A 20,686-nucleotide genomic window follows, 5' to 3' on the forward strand; every position below is an offset into this window, starting at 1 on the left:
TCTGACGTGCGCGCCGGGAAGATTAGTGCAGGATTTTCGCAAGGAAGTCTTTTGCGCGATCGGAACTGGGGTTAGCGAAGAACTCCTCTTTTGGCGAATCTTCGACGATTTTACCTTCATCCATAAAGATCACCCGGTTAGCCACTTTACGGGCAAAGCCCATTTCGTGCGTCACCACCATCATGGTCATCCCTTCGTTCGCCAGCTCGACCATTACGTCCAGTACCTCGTTGATCATTTCCGGATCGAGCGCGGAAGTCGGTTCATCGAATAACATGGCGATAGGGTCCATACATAGCGCACGGGCTATCGCCACGCGCTGCTGCTGACCGCCGGAAAGCTGCGCCGGGAACTTGTTGGCATGTGCAGACAGGCCAACGCGCTCCAGCAGCTTCAGGCCTTTATCGCGGGCGGCGGCCTTATCGCGTTTCAGTACTTTCACCTGCGCCAGCGTCAGGTTTTCGATGATCGACAGGTGGGGAAACAGCTCGAAGTGCTGGAATACCATGCCCACGCGGGAACGCAGTTTCGCCAGATCGGTTTTTTTGTCGTTCACAATAATGCCGTTAACGGTAATTTCGCCTTTTTGCACCGGCTCCAGACCATTGACGGTCTTAATCAGCGTGGATTTACCGGAACCCGATGGCCCGCAGACTACCACCACCTCACCTTTTTTCACTTCTGTTGAACAATCGGTCAGCACCTGAAAGTGACCATACCATTTTGAAACATTTTTCAGGGTAATCATTAAACTGTCCTTTTCTTCAAATAGCTGACCAGCAACGACGCGCTCAGGCTGATAACAAAATAAACGGCGCCGGCGAACAGAATCATTTCGACCTGAGTACCGTCACGCTCGCCGATAGTCGACGCGGTGCGGAAGAAGTCCGCCAGGCTGAGTACATAAACTAAAGAGGTGTCCTGAAATAGCACGATGCCCTGCGTAAGCAACAGCGGCACCATCGCCCGAAACGCCTGCGGCAGAATAATGAGCTTCATCGACTGCCAGTGGGTCATCCCCAGCGCCAGCGCGGCGCTGGACTGCCCGCGGGAAATACTTTGAATACCGGCGCGAATAATCTCGGAATAGTAGGCCGCTTCAAACATGGAGAATGCCACCATCGCGGAGATCAGGCGGATATCGGTTTTCGGCGATAGTCCCAGCACGTTTTGCAGAAAGCCGGGTACAATCAGATAGAACCACAGCAAGACCATCACCAACGGGATGGAACGGAAAACGTTAACATACGCTTTAGCAAACCAGGCGATAGGGGCAAAGCTTGAGAGGCGCATGACGGCCAGAATGGTTCCCCAGACTATCCCCACGATAACGGCGGTGACGGTGATCTTCAGCGTGATGACCAACCCGGCCAGTAGGTAAGGCAGTGAGGGGATAATCGAACTCCAGTCAAATTCGTACATTATTTGCTCCCCACGTTGCCCGGCAGGCGGACTTTGCGTTCAACCAGGCTCATGACCAGCATGATAACGGCGTTAATCAGCACATAGGCCAGCGTAATGGCGGTGAAGGATTCCCAGGCGTGCGCCGAGTAATCCAACAGTTTGCCTGCCTGCGCCGCCATATCCACCAGGCCGATGGTTGAGGCAATAGCCGAGTTTTTCACCAGGTTCATCATCTCTGACGTCATTGGCGGTACGATAACGCGATAGGCATTCGGCAGCAGGACATAGCGATAAGCCTGCGGCAGCGTTAGCCCCATCGCCAGCGCCGCGTTCTTCTGCCCGCGAGGCAGAGACTGAATCGCGGCGCGCACCTGTTCGCAAACGCGGGCGGCGGTAAACAGTCCCAGACAGATCATTGAGGAGAGGAAAAACTGAATATTGGGATCGAGTTCCGCCTTAAACCACATGCCAAGATCTTCCGGCAACAGTTCAGGCACCACCAGGTACCAGGTGAAGAATTGCACGATCAGCGGCACATTACGGAACAGTTCTACGTACAACGTGCCCAGTCCGGAGAGGAAACGGTTGGGAACGGTACGTAAAATGCCGAAAATAGATCCTACCAGGAAAGCGATAATCCAGGCGGTAATCGAAAGGGCGACGGTGACCTGAAAACCACTCCATAGCCAGCCGAGATAGGTGGTATTGCCGAAGGGGGCTTCCTGTAAAAAAATACCCCAGTTCCAGTCTATTGACATACATCTACTCCGAAAAAAAAGGGTAGCAGCGCTACCCTCGAAGATTGTTGCCCGGCGATTTGCGGCTTCAGGCCCGATGGGGAACGACCATCAGGCTTATAGTCTGTCCGTGCTGAGCGACAATCGAGAGGACAGGAGTCCCGTCCCATTTAGTTTTAGTTAGTTAAGCGCTTTATCATTCGGTGCTTTGAACAGGGCTTTCATCTCGTCAGACAACTCGAAATTCATGTTCAGGTTTTTCGGTGGGATCGGATTTTTAAACCACTTATCAAACCACTTTTCCGCTTCGCCGGAGGTTTGCGCCTGGGCGATGGTATCGTCCATCAGCTTTTTAAACTCAGGGTCGTTTTTACGCAGCATACAGCCGTAGGCTTCCTGGGACTGCGGTTTACCGACAATCTCCCAGTTATCCGGTTTCTTGGCTTTGGCGCGCTCGCCGGCCAGCAGCGCGTCATCCATCATAAAGGCGACGGCGCGACCGCTTTCCAGGGTGCGGAACGAGTCACCGTGGTCTTTCGCGCTAATAATACGCATCCCCATCTTTTGCTCTTCGTTAAGCTTATGCAGCAGAATTTCAGAGGTCGTCCCGGAGGTGACGACGACCGCTTTGCCTTTCAGATCCGGGAAATCTTTAATATCGCCGCCTTTTTTAGTCAGCAGTCGCGTCCCGACGACGAAAATCGTATCGGAGAAGGCGGCCTGTTTCTGGCGCTCAAGGTTGTTAGTCGTTGAACCACATTCAAAATCGAAGGTTCCGTTTTGCAACAGCGGAATACGGTTTTGCGAGGTGATCGGGATCAGCTTCACCTGCAGATCGGGCTTGTTAAGTTTCTTTTTTACCGCTTCCACAATGGCGTTGGAGTAGTCCTGGGAATAGCCGACCACTTTCTGCTGGTTGTCGTAATAAGAAAAGGGCACAGAAGATTCGCGATGCCCGACGACGATCACGCCATTTTTAGCGATCTTGTCCAGGGTGCTACCAGCGGCAGGCGCGCCATCTTCTGCGTGCGCAAGGCCCGCAGACAGTCCCATGACCAGCATTGCTGTGGTTAGCTTACGTAATTGCATATCCAACTCCTTTATCATCTGCGCCGTCGACGCATTGATAGCTATTGTGATGTTGTTATTGCCTGCAACTTGCGCGTGCAGTGTTATGTGTGTTTGTTAACATTTAGTGTGGCTTGTTGTAAATATTTTGCTGCGATATTGTTTATTTTTGCGAAGTGCGCCGCACCGTTCAGAGGCAAAAATCCTACATTGCACCGTTCAGGTGCTACCGATGATCGATTTTGGTGCGACCAGGTTGCACAAGCAGCCAGAACAGGTTTGCCATGTTTAACAAAGCAATAGACGTGCCAGAATGGGGGAAAAAGGAGGATTTTCAGGCCGGATAAATGAAGCGCTATCCGGCCTGGGGAGAGATTATTTCCGTCGTTGTCGCAGACTCATCACTACCGCGCCAAAAGCAAACAGCGCGGTCAGTACCCATAGCGGCCAGTTGCCGGTACGGGCATAGGGAGTTAACCCCGTGGTTGGCGTGACATTGGTGGTCAGTACCTGGCGTGTGAACTGCGGGATCATCGCCTGAATTTCGCCCTGCGGGCCAATCACCGCCGTAATACCGTTATTAGTACTGCGCAGCAACGGACGCGCCAGCTCCAGCGAACGCATCCGCGCCATCTGGAAATGTTGCCACGGGCCAATGGACTTACCAAACCAGGCGTCGTTAGAAATCGTCAGCAGATAGTCGGTGTCCGGGCGGAAGTTATCCCGCACCTGTTCGCCAAGAATAATTTCATAGCAGATTGCCGCCGTCAGCTTATAGTCGTGCGCATGTAACTGCGGCTGGATATAAGGGCCGCGGCTAAAGGAGGACATGGGCAGATCGAAGAACGGCGCCAGCGGACGCAGGATAGACTCCAGCGGAACGAACTCGCCAAAGGGCACAAGGTGATTTTTATTGTAGCGATTGGGCGAGTCATAACTGTATGGATTATCCTTGCCCAACGTAATAATCGTATTGTAGGTGTCGTATCGATTCTGTTTATTGAGACGCGCATCGACAATACCGGTGATCAGCGTGCTATTTTTTTCGCGTAACATCTCGTCCAGCGAACGAAGGAAAGGCTGCTGATTGATTTCGAGATCCGGAATCGCCGACTCAGGCCAGATAATAATCTGTGATTTGCCTAACTCTGGGCGAGTTTCGTTGAGATAAATTTTTAGCGTATTCAGTAGCTGGTTTTCGTCCCACTTCAGCGACTGCGGAATATCGCCCTGCACCAGCGATACCTGGGTCGCTTTGGTAGGTTCCAGCGTAAACCACTGGATATAACGTAGCGGAAAGGGCAAAGCAAACAGAATCACGGCGACAGCCAGCGGACGCCAGTTCCGCGTCGCCAGTGCCAGCGCTAACAGGCCGCTGACCATCATCAGCAGGAAGTTGATCGCTTCGACGCCCATTACCGGCGCCAGGCCTTTTAGCGGGCCATCGACCTGACTATAGCCAAATTGCAGCCAGGGGAAGCCGGTCAGCACCCAGCCGCGTAAAAATTCGGTGATTTGCCATATTGCAGGCGCGGCGATAGCGACGCGCAGCCAGTTGGTTTTTGGCCACAGGCGCGACAAAATCCCGGCAAACAGTCCGGTATACAGCGAGAGATAAGCTGCAAGCAGCACCACCAGAAAAACGTTAACCGGGCCCGGCATGCCGCCAAACTGCGCGATACTGACATAAACCCAGTTAATCCCGCTACCGAAAAGTCCGAGTCCCCAGCAATAGCCGATGGCGGCAGACTGGAGCGGGCGGCGATTAAACGTTAAGGCCTGCAGCCCGATAAGCGACACTATCGCTGCGGGCCAGACGTCATACGGAGAGAAAGCCAGTGTTCCGCAGGCGCCGAATAATAACGCCAGCAGCAGGCGAATACGCTGGCGTTCAATTAACGAGGCAAATGCCATTTTTAGTCCACTATTGCTGTTATTCGTCCAGTTTTGGCTGGGGCGAGTCATCCGGGATCCTGACATGCACCTGAATAATACGACGACTATCGGCCATCGCCACTTTGAACTGGTAACCATCAATGTCAATGGTTTCGCCGCGGGCCGGTAAATGGCCGAACGCCTGCATCACCAGCCCGCCGATGGTATCGACCTCTTCATCGCTGAAGTGGGTGCCGAAAGCGTCATTGAAGTCTTCAATCGACGCCAGCGCGCGAATCGTCCAGGTATGGCGGCTAAGCTGACGGAAGTCGATATCGTCTTCTTCGTCATACTCATCTTCAATTTCACCGACAATCAGTTCGAGGATGTCTTCGATAGTCACAAGGCCGGAAACGCCGCCAAACTCATCGATAACGATGGCCATATGGTAGCGCTGGGAGCGGAATTCCTTGAGCATACGGTCAACCCGTTTGCTTTCCGGTACGACAACCGCGGTGCGTAACACTTTGTCCATGCTGAAGGCTTCGGCATCGCTGCGCATAAACGGCAGCAAATCTTTGGCCATCAGAATCCCTTCAATGTGATCTTTATCTTCGCTGATCACCGGAAAACGCGAGTGGGCGGACTCGATGATAACATCGAGACATTCGTCCAGCGTCTGGTTGCGTTTCAGGGTAATCATCTGGGAGCGCGGGATCATAATATCGCGAACGCGCTGGTCGGCGATGTCCATTACGCCTTCGAGCATATCGCGCGTATCTTCATCGATAAGCTCGTTCTGCCCGGAATCACGGATCAGCGCCAGCAACTCATCACGGTTTTTAGGTTCACCGTGGAAAAGCTGGCTGAGTAGCAGGGAAAAAAATCCCTTTTTACTGTTTACTGTGTCACTACTGTGTGAATTGTCGTCGCTCATGGCGTCGTATGGGTTCTCATGTTAGTTAATACAAAGCTCGTCATGCGTATACTCAGCTGTGACGGCATGTTTTGCCTGATGGCGCTACGCTTATCAGGGCTACAAAAGGCATGAATGTAGGCCGGATAAGGCGCAAGCGCCGCCATCCGGCAAGCTACTATTCTGCAATCTTCTCGGCAATGTACGGATCCTCATAGCCCATAGCAAGCATAATCTCCGTTTCGAGAGACTCCATCTCTTCCGCTTCGTCATCGTCGATATGATCGTAACCCAGCAAATGCAGGCTACCGTGCACGACCATGTGCGCCCAGTGCGCTTCCAGCGGCTTGCTCTGTTCCTGCGCTTCCTGCTCCACGACCTGACGGCAAATAATCAGATCGCCCAGTAGCGGCATTTCAATACCGGGGGGCGCTTCAAACGGGAAGGAGAGAACATTAGTGGGTTTATCTTTCCCGCGGTACGTCAGATTAAGGTCGTGGCTTTCGGTCTCATCCACCAGACGGATTGTGACTTCCGCCTCTTCCTGAAACTGCGGAATAACGCCGTCCAGCCAGCGTTGAAACTGAGCTTCATCCGGCAGGCCCGCGTGGTTTTCACAGGCCAACTGTAAATCGAGGATCACCTGGCTCATTTCTGTTCCTGCTCCTGGGCTTCACGCTTACGCTCTGCCGCCAACGCCGCTTTGCGTTTTTGTTCGGCCTCTTCCCAGGCTTCATAGGCGTTAACAATGCGGGCAACGACCGGATGGCGCACCACGTCTTCGCTGTGGAAGAAGTTGAAACTGATTTCATCGACTTCCGCCAGCACTTCAATGGCATGACGCAAGCCGGATTTGGTGTTGCGTGGCAGGTCAATCTGCGTCACGTCGCCGGTGATCACCGCTTTCGAGTTAAAGCCGATACGCGTCAGGAACATCTTCATCTGTTCGATAGTGGTGTTCTGGCTTTCATCCAGAATGATAAAGGCGTCGTTTAATGTGCGTCCGCGCATATAGGCCAGCGGCGCGACTTCAATCACATTGCGTTCAATCAGCTTCTCGACTTTTTCAAAGCCGAGCATTTCGAACAGCGCGTCATACAGCGGACGCAGGTACGGGTCCACCTTCTGACTTAAATCGCCTGGCAGAAAGCCGAGTTTTTCGCCCGCTTCCACCGCCGGACGGGTCAGTAGAATACGGCGAATCTCCTGGCGCTCCAGGGCGTCTACCGCAGCGGCGACCGCAAGATACGTTTTACCGGTACCCGCCGGGCCGACGCCAAAGGTAATATCATGATCGAGAATATTGGCGATGTACTGCGCCTGGTTCGGGGTACGCGGTTTAATCACGCCGCGCTTGGTTTTGATATTAATAGCTTTGCCATAGTCAGGCACGCTTTCCGCGCTCTGTTCCAGCACCCGCGCTTCTTTGATCGCCAGATGAATTTGTTCCGGTTCGATATCCTGAGTCTGGCCGCGCATCGGTGCGGTATCGACATACAGACTTCGCAAAATATCTGTCGCCGCGGTCACGCAAATCGGACGACCGGTCAGTTTAAAGTGATTGTCACGGCGGTTGATTTCAATACCGAGACGACGTTCGAGCTGTTTAATATTGTCATCAAACGGCCCGCAAAGGCTCAACAGACGGGCGTTGTCTGCGGGCTCAAGGGTAATTTCGCGAGTGTCTATATTCAAACTGTTCCTCTTGTGTCTGTATCGCCGGACGCTGAACATTTACCGGCATCTAAGGAAATTATTCACGCCATAGGGAAAAGGCGCAAGCATTGCAATGAAGATGGGGATGAAGAGAGAAAATTGCAAGGCCCGTCGGGCGACAGGCCATGACCAGGAAGCCCGACAGGCGTAGCGCCATCGGGCATTATTGCCTTTTCAGCAGGGTTAAGGCTGGTAGAATCCTACGCCCAGCTCATTTTCTTTACGGGTACGGGCAATGACGGACTCCGGCGTTTCGGCGACGCGCAGCCCCATTTCATCTTCGGTACGCACCACTTTTCCGCGCAGGGAGTTCGGATAGACGTCAGTAATTTCCACATCGACAAACTTACCAATCATCTCCGGCGTGCCTTCAAAGTTCACCACCCGATTGTTTTCGGTACGGCCAGACAGTTCCATAATGTTTTTACGTGACGTGCCTTCCACCAGAATGCGCTGTGTCGTGCCGAGCATACGGCGGCTCCATGCCATCGCCTGCTGATTGATACGCTCTTGCAGAATATACAGACGCTGCTTCTTCTCTTCTTCCGGTACGTCATCAACCATATCGGCAGCCGGCGTTCCCGGACGCGCAGAGAAGATAAAGCTGTAGCTCATATCAAAGTTGACGTCAGCGATAAGCTTCATGGTTTTTTCGAAATCATCGGTAGTTTCGCCAGGGAATCCGACGATAAAGTCAGAGCTTATCTGAATGTCCGGCCGCGCCGCGCGCAGTTTACGGATGATTGCTTTATATTCCAGCGCAGTGTGGGTGCGCCCCATCAGATTCAACACGCGATCGGAACCGCTCTGTACCGGCAGATGCAGGAAACTGACCAGTTCCGGCGTATCGCGGTACACCTCGATAATATCGTCGGTGAACTCAATCGGATGGCTGGTGGTAAAGCGAATACGGTCAATGCCGTCGATGGCGGCAACCAGACGCAGCAGATCGGCAAAGGTACCGGTGGTGCCGTCGTAGTTTTCTCCGCGCCAGGCGTTAACGTTCTGGCCCAGCAGGTTGACCTCACGCACGCCCTGCGCCGCTAACTGGGCGATTTCGAACAGGATATCGTCTGAGGGACGGCTGACTTCTTCACCGCGGGTATACGGTACCACGCAGTAAGTACAATATTTATTGCAGCCTTCCATGATAGAAACGAAAGCGGTCGGGCCTTCGGCGCGCGGTTCCGGCAAACGGTCGAACTTCTCGATTTCCGGGAAGCTGATATCGACCACCGGGCTGCGGTCGCCACGCACGGAGTTAATCATCTCCGGTAGGCGGTGTAAGGTTTGCGGGCCAAAAATAATGTCGACGTAATGGGCGCGTTGACGAATGTGCTCGCCTTCCTGGGAAGCCACGCAGCCGCCGACGCCGATAATCAGATCGGGATTTTTCTCTTTTAACAGTCTCCAGCGACCTAATTGATGGAAGACTTTTTCCTGAGCCTTCTCGCGGATTGAGCAGGTATTCAACAGCAGCACATCCGCCTCTTCCGCCACGTCGGTCAGTTGATAGCCGTGGGTGGCGTCCAGCAGATCGGCCATCTTCGATGAATCGTACTCGTTCATCTGACAGCCCCAGGTTTTAATATGGAGTTTTTTAGTCATCGACTTGCTCTTGCGAAATAGTGGCTGAAAAGCAGGGCGCATAGTGTAATGCTTTGGCGCGGTTGTGACCAGTATGACTGACGTCAGCCCTAATGGGTAAAAAATCCTGTAAACTTGTCTAAAACGTAACAGGATGAATGACCATGACAAATCAACCAACGGAAATTGCCATTGTCGGCGGGGGAATGGTCGGCGGCGCGCTGGCGCTGGGTCTGGCGCAGCAAGGGTTTACGGTGATGGTAATAGAACATGCCGCGCCTGCGCCGTTTGTGGCGGACAGCCAGCCTGACGTGCGGATTTCGGCCATTAGCGCGGCATCCGTGGCGCTGCTCAAGGGACTGGGCGTTTGGGAGGCGGTGCAGGGGATGCGTAGCCATCCTTATCGGCGACTGGAGACCTGGGAGTGGGAAAACGCCCATGTGGTGTTCGACGCCGCTGAACTCAAGCTGCCGCTGTTAGGCTATATGGTAGAGAACAACGTCCTGCAACAGGCGCTATGGCAGGCGCTGGAAGCGCACCCCGGCGTGACGCTGCGCGTTCCGGCTTCACTGGCGGCATTGCAACGCCGCCACGATGGTTATGCGCTGGAACTGGCCGACGGCGAATGTATCACGCCGAAGTTAGTGATTGGCGCCGACGGCGCGAATTCGCAGGTTCGGCAAATGGCGGGAATTGGCATTCATGCCTGGCAATATGCGCAGTCGTGTATGCTTATCACCGTCAAGTGTGAAAATGCGCCAGGCGACAGCACCTGGCAGCAGTTTACGCCAACGGGGCCGCGCGCTTTTTTGCCGCTGTTCGACGATTGGGCGTCGCTGGTGTGGTATGACGCTCCGGCACGTATTCGCCAGCTGCAGGGTTTATCGATGACGCAATTGCAGGTGGAAATTAACCAGCACTTTCCGGCGCGTCTGGGGGCGGTGATGCCTGTCGCGGCGGGCGCGTTTCCGCTAACCCGTCGTCACGCGTTGCAGTATGCGCAACCGGGGCTGGCGCTGGTAGGCGACGCGGCGCATACCATTCATCCGCTGGCCGGGCAGGGCGTCAACCTGGGGTATCGGGATGTTGATGCGTTGATTGATGTGCTGGCGAGTGCCCGTAGCTATGGCGAGTCCTGGGCCAGCCATTCGGTGTTGAAACGCTATCAGACGCGGCGCATGGCAGATAATTTTATGATGCAAAGTGGAATGGATCTGTTCTATGCCGGGTTCAGCAATGAACTGCCGCCGCTGCGTATTTTACGCAATATGGGGCTGATGGCGGCGCAGCGCGCAGGCGTGCTAAAACGTCAGGCGCTGAAGTATGCGTTGGGATTGTAACCCGCTGAATGCCTTACCCGGTTTGTAAAAACGCTCAATTGCAGGTCGGGTAAGCGTATTGACATCTTACTTTACTGCAAATAAAGCACATAAACCTAATTTCCCTTTGAAATCAATTTCATACCAAGGTGATGCCATTTCAATTGTGCATACGTTGTATTGGCAACGTACTACTTTATGTAGCATCAGTAATGTGGAACTCATTGATTTTACAAGAATCGCCAGAGTGATTAATGCGGCGAGAATCCGATACCACGTCAGTGTTGCATGTTGGACATCAAACCACAGAATATAAAAAGTGATGATGTGAAGAATGACTTTGCTGGACAGGGCGCGAATATAGAATCCACGCAGCGCCGTTTTCGAGGAAAACGCGACATTAATCAGCGCGCTTTGTTTTTCTTGCACAGGGATCCCTGGCAGATACACTATCCATTCCGCACTATTCTGGCGTAGCATGACCGCCTTTTTCTGGTGCAGTATATGTAGCCTCATTGACACTGCCACGGGGTAAACCAGACCCAAAATAATCAACCAGGCGGCGCTGGCCGTGATATCAATGAAGGTGAAAGCGCAGAGCAAGACGACCATAAAAAATGTTAATGGCTGCAAAAAGAGATACCAACAAAACTGGTAATTCATTGTGAGGTTACCGAACGCTCCCTGTAAGGCTTTATCATAGCGTTTTACTGATAGCAGGGCATTGAGGGGGAAACCTCTTTCGGAATTTATAAACGCAGAAAAGCAAAAAGCTCGCCGAAGCGAGCTTTTTAAAAGTGGCTGGGGTACGAGGATTCGAACCTCGGAATGCCGGAATCAGAATCCGGTGCCTTACCGCTTGGCGATACCCCAATTGTCGTACTTCTTGCGCTCATTAGCAGAGCGTCTTTAAAACTGGCTGGGGTACGAGGATTCGAACCTCGGAATGCCGGAATCAGAATCCGGTGCCTTACCGCTTGGCGATACCCCAACAAATTATTTTCGAACCGGTCGAATACCTCGACGCGTTCTGAATATGGTGGCTACGACGGGATTCGAACCTGTGACCCCATCATTATGAGTGATGTGCTCTAACCAACTGAGCTACGTAGCCAGATGATTTCTTCGATGGCTGGGGTACCTGGATTCGAACCAGGGAATGCCGGTATCAAAAACCGGTGCCTTACCGCTTGGCGATACCCCAATACCGTCGCGGTGAACTGCAAACTCGAAGAAATATGGCTGGGGTACCTGGATTCGAACCAGGGAATGCCGGTATCAAAAACCGGTGCCTTACCGCTTGGCGATACCCCATCCGTACAACGCTTATCGGTGAATGGTGCGGGAGGCGAGACTTGAACTCGCACACCTTGCGGCGCCAGAACCTAAATCTGGTGCGTCTACCAATTTCGCCACTCCCGCAAAAAAGATGGTGGCTACGACGGGATTCGAACCTGTGACCCCATCATTATGAGTGATGTGCTCTAACCAACTGAGCTACGTAGCCATCTTTTTTTCGCGTTACCTTATCGGCGTTGCGGGGCGCATTATGCGTATTGAGCCTTGAAGCGTCAACCTCTTTTTCATCGAAAAACGTCGGAAAGTGTCTGTTTGGTTAGGTTGCGAACAGCGTGGCGCAATATTCGGCAATTATTGGTTATTAATCGTTTTTCCGAAAGTGGGTTGCTATAAAAAAAGAGCCCCTAAGGGCTCTTTCGTCATCGTTAATTTACTGGTACGCCGACTGATGCACGCCGACCGCGCGGCCTGACGGGTCATCCATCGTTTTGAATGCTTCATCCCACTCAATGGCTTTGGCGGAAGAACAGGCCACGGACGGGCCGCCGGGTACGCATTCCGCGGCGCTCGGCACCGGGAACAATTCTTCAAAAATTTCCCGGTACAAGTACGCCTCTTTAGACGACGGCGTGTTGTATGGAAAGCGGAAGCGGGCGGTTTCCAGTTGTTGATCGGAAATCTGTTTCGCCGCCACCTCTTTCAGCGTATCAATCCAGCTGTAACCTACGCCGTCAGAGAATTGCTCTTTCTGACGCCACGCGACGCTTGCTGGCAGATAAGACTCGAAGCACTCGCGCAGCACGTGTTTTTCCATCTTGCCGTTGCCGCACATTTTATCCTGTGGGTTGATACGCATCGCCACGTCGAGGAATTTTTTATCCAGGAACGGTACGCGCGCTTCCACGCCCCAGGCGGACATCGCTTTGTTGGCGCGGGCGCAGTCATACATATGCAGCGCCTGTAGCTTACGGACCGTCTCTTCATGTAACTCTTTGGCGTTCGGCGCTTTATGGAAGTACAGGTAGCCGCCAAACACCTCATCGGAACCTTCGCCGGAGAGCACCATTTTGATGCCCATCGCTTTGATCTTACGCGACATCAGATACATCGGCGTTGAGGCGCGGATAGTGGTCACGTCATAGGTTTCAATGTGGTAGATAACATCACGAATGGCATCAAGGCCTTCCTGCACGGTGAAGTGAATTTCATGGTGCACGGTGCCGAGGTGGTTAGCCACTTCCTGGGCCGCCTTCAGGTCAGGCGAACCTTCCAGACCGACCGCAAAAGAGTGCAACTGTGGCCACCAGGCTTCGGAGCGCTCCTGATCTTCGACGCGACGGGCGGCGAATTTTTTGGTGATTGCCGAAATAACCGACGAGTCCAGACCGCCGGAGAGCAGCACGCCATAAGGGACGTCGGACATCAGGTGGCTTTTCACGGATTCTTCCAGCGCCTGGCGCAGCGCGTTTTTGTCGGTAACGTTGTCTTTTACCGCATCGAACTCAAACCAGTCGCGCTGATAGTACTGACGAATTTCGCCGTCTTTGCTCCACAGGTAGCTGCCCGCCGGGAACTCTTTAATGGTGCGGCAGACCGGGGTCAGCGCTTTCATTTCTGACGCTACGTAGAAGTTGCCGAATTCGTCATAGCCCATATAGAGCGGAATAATACCGATATGGTCACGACCAATCAGATAAGCGTCTTTTTCGCTGTCATACAGGGCGAAGGCGAACATCCCCTGTAAATCGTCAAGGAAATCCGGCCCTTTTTCCTGATACAGCGCGAGAATAACTTCGCAGTCGGAGCCTGTCTGGAACGCGTAACGATCGCCATACTCCGCGCGTAACGTTTGATGGTTATAAATTTCACCGTTCACCGCCAGCACGTGGGTTTTTCTGGCGTTATACAGGGGCTGGGCGCCGGCGTTAACATCAACAATCGACAAACGTTCATGTGCGAGAATCGCGTTATCGCAAGCGTAGATGCCGGACCAGTCCGGGCCGCGATGGCGCATCAGGCGTGACAGTTCAAGGGCTTTTTTACGCAGTTCCGCTGCATCTGTTTTGATATCGAATACGCCGAAAATAGAACACATAGCCTTCTCCGTTAATCTGTTGCGTCGTACTTTTTGTGTTTGCTTGACTAAAAAATGCCGCAAAGGCGTGGAAGGCGCAAGGGGATTACGGTCTGAAAAATGAAAAATGCAATCGTCATTGTTGATTAGTGAAAAATGATTACATATTGCGCGGATTTATTGATGGATCTTCAGTTTTATCGTGGATTAATTGAATTATGTTTTTCCTGATGGCGTTTCGCTTATCAGACCTACAATGTTGTTCGAACCGTAGGCCTGAAAGCTATGCGTCATCAGGCAGGGGACAGGTTTAGATAACGTCGATCTCAGCGACGGAAGGGTAAATCCAGCTTGGGCGGAACGGCATACTGTCAATATCATTGATTGTTGATACGCCTGAAAGCACCAGAATGGTCTCCAGACCGGCCTGGAATCCTGCCAGAATGTCGGTGCGCAGGTTGTCGCCGACGATAACGGTCTCTTCCGAGTGCGCCTGCATTTTGTTTAACGCCGCGCGGATGATCCACGGGCTGGGTTTGCCGACATAAAACGGCTTCCGGCCGGAAATTTTTTCAATGCCTGCGCACAGCGCGCCGCAGGCCGGATAAAAGCCGCGACCGTGGGTATCCGGGTTGGTGGCGATAAAGCGCGCGCCATTGGCGACGAAAAATGCCGCTTTATGCATCATGTCCCAGTTGTAGGAGCGGGTCTCTCCAACGATGACAAAATCAGGGTTCACATCGGTAATGGTAAAACCCGCTTTATAGAGCTCGTGAATAAGCGCGCCTTCGCCCACGACATACGCTTTCTTACCTTCCTGACGGCGCAGAAAATCGGCTGTCGCCATTGCTGACGTATAAAACACGCTGTCCGGCACGTTAACGCCAGCGGTAGCAAAACGGTTCGCCAGATCCTGGCCGGTTTGCGACGGGTAATTGGTCAGCAGCACCAGCGGCAGACCTTTTTCCAGAATCCCCGTCAGAAATTCCGCCGCACCGGGTACGGCTACGTTGTCGTGCATCAGCACGCCGTCGATATCGCAGATTACATTCTTGATGGTCATGAACTACCCAGGGAATTTGTGAATAATCCGATACTATAAGAGCGCATCAACTTTCCAGCAAACGTTGCAGCAATGTTCCGTTGAGCATGGCGCGTTTAACTAAGGCAAATGCGCCGATAGCAGAACGGTGATCCAGCGTGGAGCGTACCACCGGCAAATTTTTGCGAAATGCCTTTAACGCCTGAGTATTGATACAGCTTTCGATAGCGGGCAACAGGACTTTATCGGCTTCAATGATCTCGCCGGCAATGACGATTTTTTGCGGATTAAACAGGTTGATAGCAATGGCGATCGTTTTGCCCAAATGGCGACCAACATGCTCAATGACTTCCGAGGCTAGGCTGTCACCCCGGTTTGCCGCCTTACAGATGGTTTTAATCGTGCAGTCGTCAAGCGGAACACGGCTTTGATACCCTTGTTTAAGCAAATTCAGCACCCGTTGTTCAATCGCCGCATTGGCGGCAATGGTTTCCAGACAGCCGAAATTACCGCAGTGGCAGCGCTCGCCCAACGGCTCCACCTGAATATGCCCAATTTCGCCGACGTTGCCGTTACGGCCAATGAAGATGCGTCCGTTGGAGATAATCCCGGCGCCTGTACCACGATGAACGCGCACCAGAATCGAGTCCTCGCAATCCTGACTGGCGCCGAAGTAGTGTTCCGCCAGCGCCAGGCTACGGATATCGTGTCCCACGAAACAGGTAACGTGAAACCGTTTTTCCAGCGCTTCGACCAGTCCCCAGTTTTCAACCTGAATGTGCGGCATGTAACGAATCACGCCGCTTTCCGGATCGACAAGCCCTGGCAGGATCACCGAGATAGCGATCAATTCACGAATTTTACGCTGACAGCTATCAATAAAGACGGCGATGGTGTTGAGCAGCGCATGTTCCAGCGTCTCCTGGGTGCGCTCCGGTAGCGGATAATGCTCCTCAGCGACCACTTTACTGCTCAGATCGTAGAGCGTTAAAGTGGTGTCATGACGGCCCAGGCGAACGCCAATGGCATGGAAGTTACGGGTTTCCGTGACGATAGAGATAGCGCGGCGGCCTCCGGTAGAGGCCTGCTGATCGACTTCTTTGATCAGCCCGCGTTCAATGAGTTGACGCGTAATTTTCGTTACGCTGGCGGGAGCAAGCTGGCTTTGCTCGGCAATTTGTATGCGCGAGATAGGACCATGTTGGTCAATCAGGCGGTAAACGGCCGCGCTGTTAAGCTGTTTTACGAGATCAACGTTACCTATCTGAGCTTGTCCGCCTGGTGTCATATTCTCACTTACTCAAGTCAACGACCTCGTCACCATTAACGATGGTCTTGATAATTTTAAAATCGTGGGTGAACGCGGTCAGGTTGGCGACTTTACCCGGCGCAATGCTACCGAGATGTTTATCAACGCCGATAGCGCGAGCCGGATAGAGCGTTGCCATGCGCAGCACTTCATCCAGCGCGATGCCGCAATGCGCGACCAGGTTGCGTACGCCTTCAATCATGGTTAAGGACGAACCGCTCAACGTACCGTTTTCATCCACACACAGTCCATTGCGGTAGTATATTGTTTTACCTGCGAAAATGAACTGCTCAATATTGGCCCCCGCCGGTGCGGTGGCGTCTGTCACCAGACAAAGTTTGTCGCCTTTAAGGCGTTTGGCATTGCGAATGTTGGCGTAGTCGACATGCAGACCATCGGCGATAACGCCGCAATAAATATCCGCTTCGTCCAGAACAGCGCCAGCAAGGCCCGGCTCACGCCCTGTAATGTACGGCATCGCGTTAAACAGGTGAGTCGCAAAAGTAATCCCGGCGCGGAAGCCTGCTTTCGCCTCTTTTAACGTCGCGTTGGAGTGACCTGCGGAAACCACAATGCCCGCATTCGCCAGTTTAGCGATTACGTCAGCAGGCACCATTTCCGGCGCGAGAGTGACTTTGGTGATGACGTCGGCATTATCGCATAAGAAATCGACCAGCGCAGCGTCTGGTTTACGCACGAAATCAGGATTATGGGTGCCTTTTTTTACCAGATTAAGCCAGGGGCCTTCCAGGTGGAGACCCAGCGCCTGGTGCGGATGTTTTTCCAGGTATTCGCGCATGACGCGAATGCCCTGTTTCATCAATTCGTCGCTGGTAGTGATAAGCGTTGGCAGAAAGTTAGTACAGCCCGATTTTTCATTGGCTTTCTGCATAATTTCCAGCGTTTCAACGCTGACGGCTTCTGCGGTATCGTTAAACTGCACGCCGCCGCAGCCGTTTAGCTGCACATCAATAAAACCGGGGGAGAGAATGGCCCCATTCAATGAGCGTTGTTCTATTCCCGGCGGCAGTTCGGCCATCGGACAAACGCGGTCAATCAGGCCATTAGCGACAACAAGCGCATGGTCATCAAGAATTTCGTGACCGGTAAAGATCCGGCCCTGGGTTAAAGCATACATTCCGACCCCCGATATCAAAAATTTACCGCCCCGCATTGACTGGCGGGGCGGAGACAACATTACAGACCTTTAATATTTTCTGCTTCTAATTCATTGAAATATTTCAATGTTTTAACTTTAAGTTCCATTGTGGACGGCTCATCGCATACCACAACCGCTTTCGGATGGAGTTGCAGGCAGCTAATGGTCCACATGTGGTTGACGTTGCCTTCAACCGCCGCCTGCAGCGCCTGGGCTTTCTGATGGCCCAGCACCAGAATCATCACTTCTTCCGCATCCAGCAGCGTGCCTACGCCTACCGTCAGCGCGTATTTCGGCACCTGGTTTACGTCACCGTCAAAGAAGCGGGAGTTCGCTACGCGAGTATCATGGGTTAACGTTTTGATACGGGTACGGGAAGCCAGGGAAGACGCCGGTTCGTTAAAGGCGATGTGACCGTCGTTGCCGACGCCGCCCATAAACAGATGGATTTTACCGTAAGAACGAATTTTTTCTTCATATTGACGGCATTCCGCATCGATATCCGGTGCGTTACCGTTGAGAAGATTGATGTTTTCTGCTGGAATATCAACGTGATCGAAAAAGTTACGATGCATAAAGCTGTGGTAGCTTTCCGGGTGCTCTTTCGGCAGGCCAACATATTCGTCCATATTAAAGGTGACCACATGCTTAAAGCTGACCTCGCCCGCTTTGTGCATCTCAACCAGCGCTTTGTACGCCGTTAGCGGCGTGCCGCCGGTAGGCAGTCCAAGGACAAACGGACGATCGGCGGTCGGTTTGAACGCATTAATACGGTTAACGATATGGCGAGCGGCCCATTTGCCAACCTGTTCTGCGGTACTCAGGGGGATCAGTCTCATTCTTCACCTCGATAATCAATGTCAAAATTTGGCGGATCGTATTAAGCGTAACCTGGATATCCAGGGTTCGTGTTCAATCCGTCCTGATTTTTTGAATCATAAAATAAGTTTTCCGTGTTAGCCAGTGGATGGTGGGGGTGATTACGATATTTAGTGATTATAATCACAAAAAACACCCGTTTAATTTGCGAGGCGAATTAATTTTCCACACACTCTGCAGAAGATGATCTCACCGTTCGATTACAGAACATCACGTTTTTAACGTTTGCAGCACAATAAAAAACGGCTTCAAAGAAGCCATATCGGCGTCTCGTAGGGGGAATAAGATGAATATTTTAGGTTTTTTCCAGCGGCTGGGTAGGGCGTTGCAGCTCCCTATCGCCGTGTTGCCGGTGGCAGCGTTGTTGCTGCGATTCGGCCAACCAGATTTGCTGAATATGCCGTTTATCGCGCAAGCGGGCGGGTCTATTTTCGATAACCTGGCGCTGGTTTTCGCTATCGGCGTGGCCTCCAGTTGGTCTAAAGATAGCGCGGGCGCGGCAGCACTGGCGGGAGCCGTGGGTTACTTCGTCATGACCAAAGCGATGGTGACGATTAACCCGGAAATCAACATGGGCGTGCTGGCGGGGATTATTACCGGTCTGGTCGGCGGCGCGGTTTATAATCGTTGGTCTGGTATCAAACTGCCTGATTTTCTCAGTTTCTTCGGTGGAAAACGTTTTGTGCCGATCGCAACGGGCTTTTTCTGTCTGGTGCTGGCCGCTATTTTCGGTTACGTCTGGCCGCCGGTACAGCATGGCATCCATGCGGGCGGTGAATGGATCGTTTCCGCAGGCGCGCTGGGTTCCGGTATCTTTGGCTTCATCAACCGTCTGCTGATCCCCACCGGTCTGCATCAGGTACTGAACACCATCGCCTGGTTCCAGATTGGCGAATTCACCAATGCCGCAGGCACTGTATTCCACGGCGACATCAACCGCTTCTATGCTGGCGACGGCACGGCGGGGATGTTTATGTCCGGCTTCTTCCCGATCATGATGTTTGGTCTGCCGGGCGCCGCTCTGGCGATGTATTTCGCCGCGCCGAAAGAACGTCGTCCGATGGTGGGCGGTATGCTGCTGTCTGTCGCGATCACCGCGTTTCTGACCGGCGTAACCGAGCCGCTGGAATTCCTGTTTATGTTCCTGGCGCCGCTGCTGTACCTCCTGCACGCCATTTTGACTGGTATCAGCCTGTTCGTCGCGACGTTGCTGGGTATCCATGCGGGCTTCTCTTTCTCGGCAGGCGCGATCGACTATGTTCTGATGTATAACCTGCCAGCGGCCAGCAATAACGTCTGGATGTTGCTGGTGATGGGCGTTGTATTCTTTATCATCTACTTCCTGCTGTTCAGCGCGGTTATTCGTATGTTTAACCTGAAAACGCCGGGCCGCGAAGATAAAGTTGATGAGATGGTAACGGAAGAAGCCAACAGCAACACCGAAGAAGGGTTAACGCAACTGGCGACCAGCTATATTGCTGCGGTTGGCGGTACGGACAACCTGAAAGCGATCGATGCGTGTATTACCCGTCTGCGCCTGACCGTGAATGACTCTGCTCGCGTTAACGATGCGGCCTGCAAACGCCTCGGCGCTTCCGGGGTGGTTAAACTGAACAAACAGACCATTCAGGTTATTGTCGGCGCGAAAGCAGAATCGATTGGCGATGAAATGAAGAAAGTGGTGGCGCGGGGGCCGGTCGCGGCAGCGTCTGCTGATGCGGCTCACGTTGCAACACCTGCTCCGGCGGCCAAACCCCAGGCGGTGCCGAATGCGGTGACTATCGCTGAACTGGTCTCTCCGATTACCGGTGAGGTAGTGGCGCTGGATCAGGTACCGGATGAAGCTTTCGCCAGCAAAGCGGTCGGCGACGGCGTGGCGGTGAAACCCACCGATAAAACCGTGGTTTCTCCGGCGGCGGGTACTATCGTGAAAATCTTCAACACTAACCACGCGTTCTGTCTGGAAACCGAAAAAGGCGCGGAGATCGTTGTCCATATGGGTATCGATACCGTCGCGCTGAACGGTCAGGGCTTTAAGCGTCTGGTAGAAGAGGGTGCGGAAGTCACGGCGGGTCAGCCGGTGCTGGAACTGGATCTGGACTTCCTGAATGCCAATGCGCGTTCCATGATAAGCCCGGTTGTTTGCAGCAACAGCGATGACTTCAGCGCTCTGGTCATCAAAGCGGATGGTCACGTGGTGGCGGGTCAAACGCCACTGTACGAGATCAAGAGCAAATAATCGCTTCTTGGCCGGATAAGGCGTAAGACGCCATCCGGCGATATCACAGAAAACATAAGCGGC

General features: G+C 53.0%; 17 protein-coding genes and 7 tRNA genes. 2 read left to right on the plus strand and 22 right to left on the minus strand.

Annotation, left to right across the window (positions count from 1 at the left end; all coding sequences use genetic code 11):
• Positions 1-22: 22 nt before the first annotated feature.
• From gltL to miaB, 9 genes are all read right to left on the minus strand, one after another.
• Complete coding sequence (gene gltL, locus J4728_RS05235; protein ID WP_000631369.1) at positions 23-748, minus strand: glutamate/aspartate ABC transporter ATP-binding protein GltL; 726 nt, start codon at positions 746-748, stop codon at positions 23-25.
• On the minus strand, positions 748-1,422 hold the full coding sequence (gltK, locus tag J4728_RS05240; protein ID WP_000272794.1) for a glutamate/aspartate ABC transporter permease GltK: 675 nt from the start codon (positions 1,420-1,422) through the stop codon (positions 748-750). The genes gltL and gltK overlap by 1 nt, the downstream gene beginning before the upstream one ends.
• On the minus strand, positions 1,422-2,162 hold the full coding sequence (gene gltJ, locus J4728_RS05245) for a glutamate/aspartate ABC transporter permease GltJ (RefSeq protein ID WP_000020930.1): 741 nt from the start codon (positions 2,160-2,162) through the stop codon (positions 1,422-1,424). The genes gltK and gltJ overlap by 1 nt, the downstream gene beginning before the upstream one ends.
• Positions 2,163-2,321: 159 nt before the next feature.
• The gene (locus J4728_RS05250; RefSeq protein WP_001518176.1) at positions 2,322-3,230 is read right to left on the minus strand and encodes an amino acid ABC transporter substrate-binding protein; all 909 of its coding nucleotides are present in this window, start codon (positions 3,228-3,230) and stop codon (positions 2,322-2,324) included.
• Positions 3,231-3,584: 354 nt separating this feature from the next.
• The gene (gene lnt, locus J4728_RS05255; protein WP_001623116.1) at positions 3,585-5,123 is read right to left on the minus strand and encodes an apolipoprotein N-acyltransferase; all 1,539 of its coding nucleotides are present in this window, start codon (positions 5,121-5,123) and stop codon (positions 3,585-3,587) included.
• Positions 5,124-5,142: 19 nt separating this feature from the next.
• Entirely contained in the window at positions 5,143-6,021 is an 879-nt protein-coding gene (gene corC / locus J4728_RS05260) for a CNNM family magnesium/cobalt transport protein CorC (protein ID WP_001278615.1), read from the minus strand.
• A gap of 157 nt (positions 6,022-6,178) precedes the next feature.
• The gene (gene ybeY, locus J4728_RS05265) at positions 6,179-6,652 is read right to left on the minus strand and encodes an rRNA maturation RNase YbeY (protein ID WP_000084480.1); all 474 of its coding nucleotides are present in this window, start codon (positions 6,650-6,652) and stop codon (positions 6,179-6,181) included.
• Positions 6,649-7,695: a PhoH family protein gene (locus J4728_RS05270; protein WP_001018045.1), complete on the minus strand. Its 1,047-nt coding sequence runs from the start codon at positions 7,693-7,695 to the stop codon at positions 6,649-6,651. Before J4728_RS05270 ends, ybeY begins: the two co-directional genes overlap by 4 nt.
• A 204-nt stretch (positions 7,696-7,899) precedes the next feature.
• The gene (gene miaB, locus J4728_RS05275) at positions 7,900-9,324 is read right to left on the minus strand and encodes a tRNA (N6-isopentenyl adenosine(37)-C2)-methylthiotransferase MiaB (RefSeq protein ID WP_001519200.1); all 1,425 of its coding nucleotides are present in this window, start codon (positions 9,322-9,324) and stop codon (positions 7,900-7,902) included.
• Positions 9,325-9,467: 143 nt separating this feature from the next.
• Between miaB and ubiF the strand changes: the two genes are divergently transcribed.
• Positions 9,468-10,643 carry a 3-demethoxyubiquinol 3-hydroxylase gene (ubiF, locus tag J4728_RS05280; RefSeq protein WP_000184633.1) on the plus strand — a complete coding sequence of 392 codons (1,176 nt, stop codon included), beginning with the start codon at positions 9,468-9,470 and terminating at the stop codon, positions 10,641-10,643.
• A gap of 66 nt (positions 10,644-10,709) precedes the next feature.
• On the opposite strand, the gene J4728_RS05285 is transcribed toward ubiF, so the two are convergent.
• The 13 genes from J4728_RS05285 to nagB form a co-directional block, all read right to left on the minus strand.
• Positions 10,710-11,285, minus strand: a complete 576-nt coding sequence (locus J4728_RS05285) for a membrane protein (protein ID WP_001109072.1) — start codon at positions 11,283-11,285, stop codon at positions 10,710-10,712.
• A 135-nt stretch (positions 11,286-11,420) separates the two neighbouring features.
• Positions 11,421-11,495: transfer RNA gene (locus J4728_RS05290), tRNA-Gln, on the minus strand.
• Between the two features lie 43 nt (positions 11,496-11,538).
• Positions 11,539-11,613 (minus strand) — tRNA-Gln (locus J4728_RS05295).
• Positions 11,614-11,659: 46 nt separating this feature from the next.
• Positions 11,660-11,736: transfer RNA gene (locus J4728_RS05300), tRNA-Met, on the minus strand.
• Between the two features lie 15 nt (positions 11,737-11,751).
• A tRNA-Gln gene (locus J4728_RS05305) sits at positions 11,752-11,826 on the minus strand.
• Between the two features lie 35 nt (positions 11,827-11,861).
• Positions 11,862-11,936: transfer RNA gene (locus tag J4728_RS05310), tRNA-Gln, on the minus strand.
• Positions 11,937-11,959: 23 nt separating this feature from the next.
• Positions 11,960-12,044 (minus strand) — tRNA-Leu (locus J4728_RS05315).
• Positions 12,045-12,052: 8 nt separating this feature from the next.
• A tRNA-Met gene (locus J4728_RS05320) sits at positions 12,053-12,129 on the minus strand.
• 222 nt (positions 12,130-12,351) lie between these two features.
• Positions 12,352-14,016 (minus strand): asparagine synthase B, encoded by a 1,665-nt coding sequence (gene asnB, locus J4728_RS05325; RefSeq protein ID WP_000337041.1) that lies wholly within the window; start codon positions 14,014-14,016, stop codon positions 12,352-12,354.
• Positions 14,017-14,305: 289 nt separating this feature from the next.
• On the minus strand, positions 14,306-15,058 hold the full coding sequence (gene nagD, locus J4728_RS05330; RefSeq protein WP_000153143.1) for a ribonucleotide monophosphatase NagD: 753 nt from the start codon (positions 15,056-15,058) through the stop codon (positions 14,306-14,308).
• Between the two features lie 46 nt (positions 15,059-15,104).
• Positions 15,105-16,325, minus strand: a complete 1,221-nt coding sequence (gene nagC / locus J4728_RS05335; RefSeq protein WP_000187578.1) for a DNA-binding transcriptional regulator NagC — start codon at positions 16,323-16,325, stop codon at positions 15,105-15,107.
• Positions 16,326-16,329: 4 nt separating this feature from the next.
• Positions 16,330-17,484: an N-acetylglucosamine-6-phosphate deacetylase gene (gene nagA / locus J4728_RS05340; RefSeq protein ID WP_000271186.1), complete on the minus strand. Its 1,155-nt coding sequence runs from the start codon at positions 17,482-17,484 to the stop codon at positions 16,330-16,332.
• Positions 17,485-17,543: 59 nt separating this feature from the next.
• Complete coding sequence (gene nagB, locus J4728_RS05345) at positions 17,544-18,344, minus strand: glucosamine-6-phosphate deaminase (RefSeq protein ID WP_001237059.1); 801 nt, start codon at positions 18,342-18,344, stop codon at positions 17,544-17,546.
• A gap of 326 nt (positions 18,345-18,670) precedes the next feature.
• On the opposite strand from nagB, the gene nagE reads away from it, so the two are divergent.
• Positions 18,671-20,623, plus strand: coding sequence for a PTS N-acetyl glucosamine transporter subunit IIABC (gene nagE / locus J4728_RS05350; protein ID WP_001023069.1), 1,953 nt, complete (start codon positions 18,671-18,673; stop codon positions 20,621-20,623).
• Positions 20,624-20,686: the final 63 nt, after the last annotated feature.

Origin of the sequence: Salmonella sp. 32070601201500089SM (assembly GCF_017573605.1) — a bacterium.
Taxonomy (GTDB): Bacteria; Pseudomonadota; Gammaproteobacteria; order Enterobacterales; family Enterobacteriaceae; genus Salmonella; species Salmonella enterica.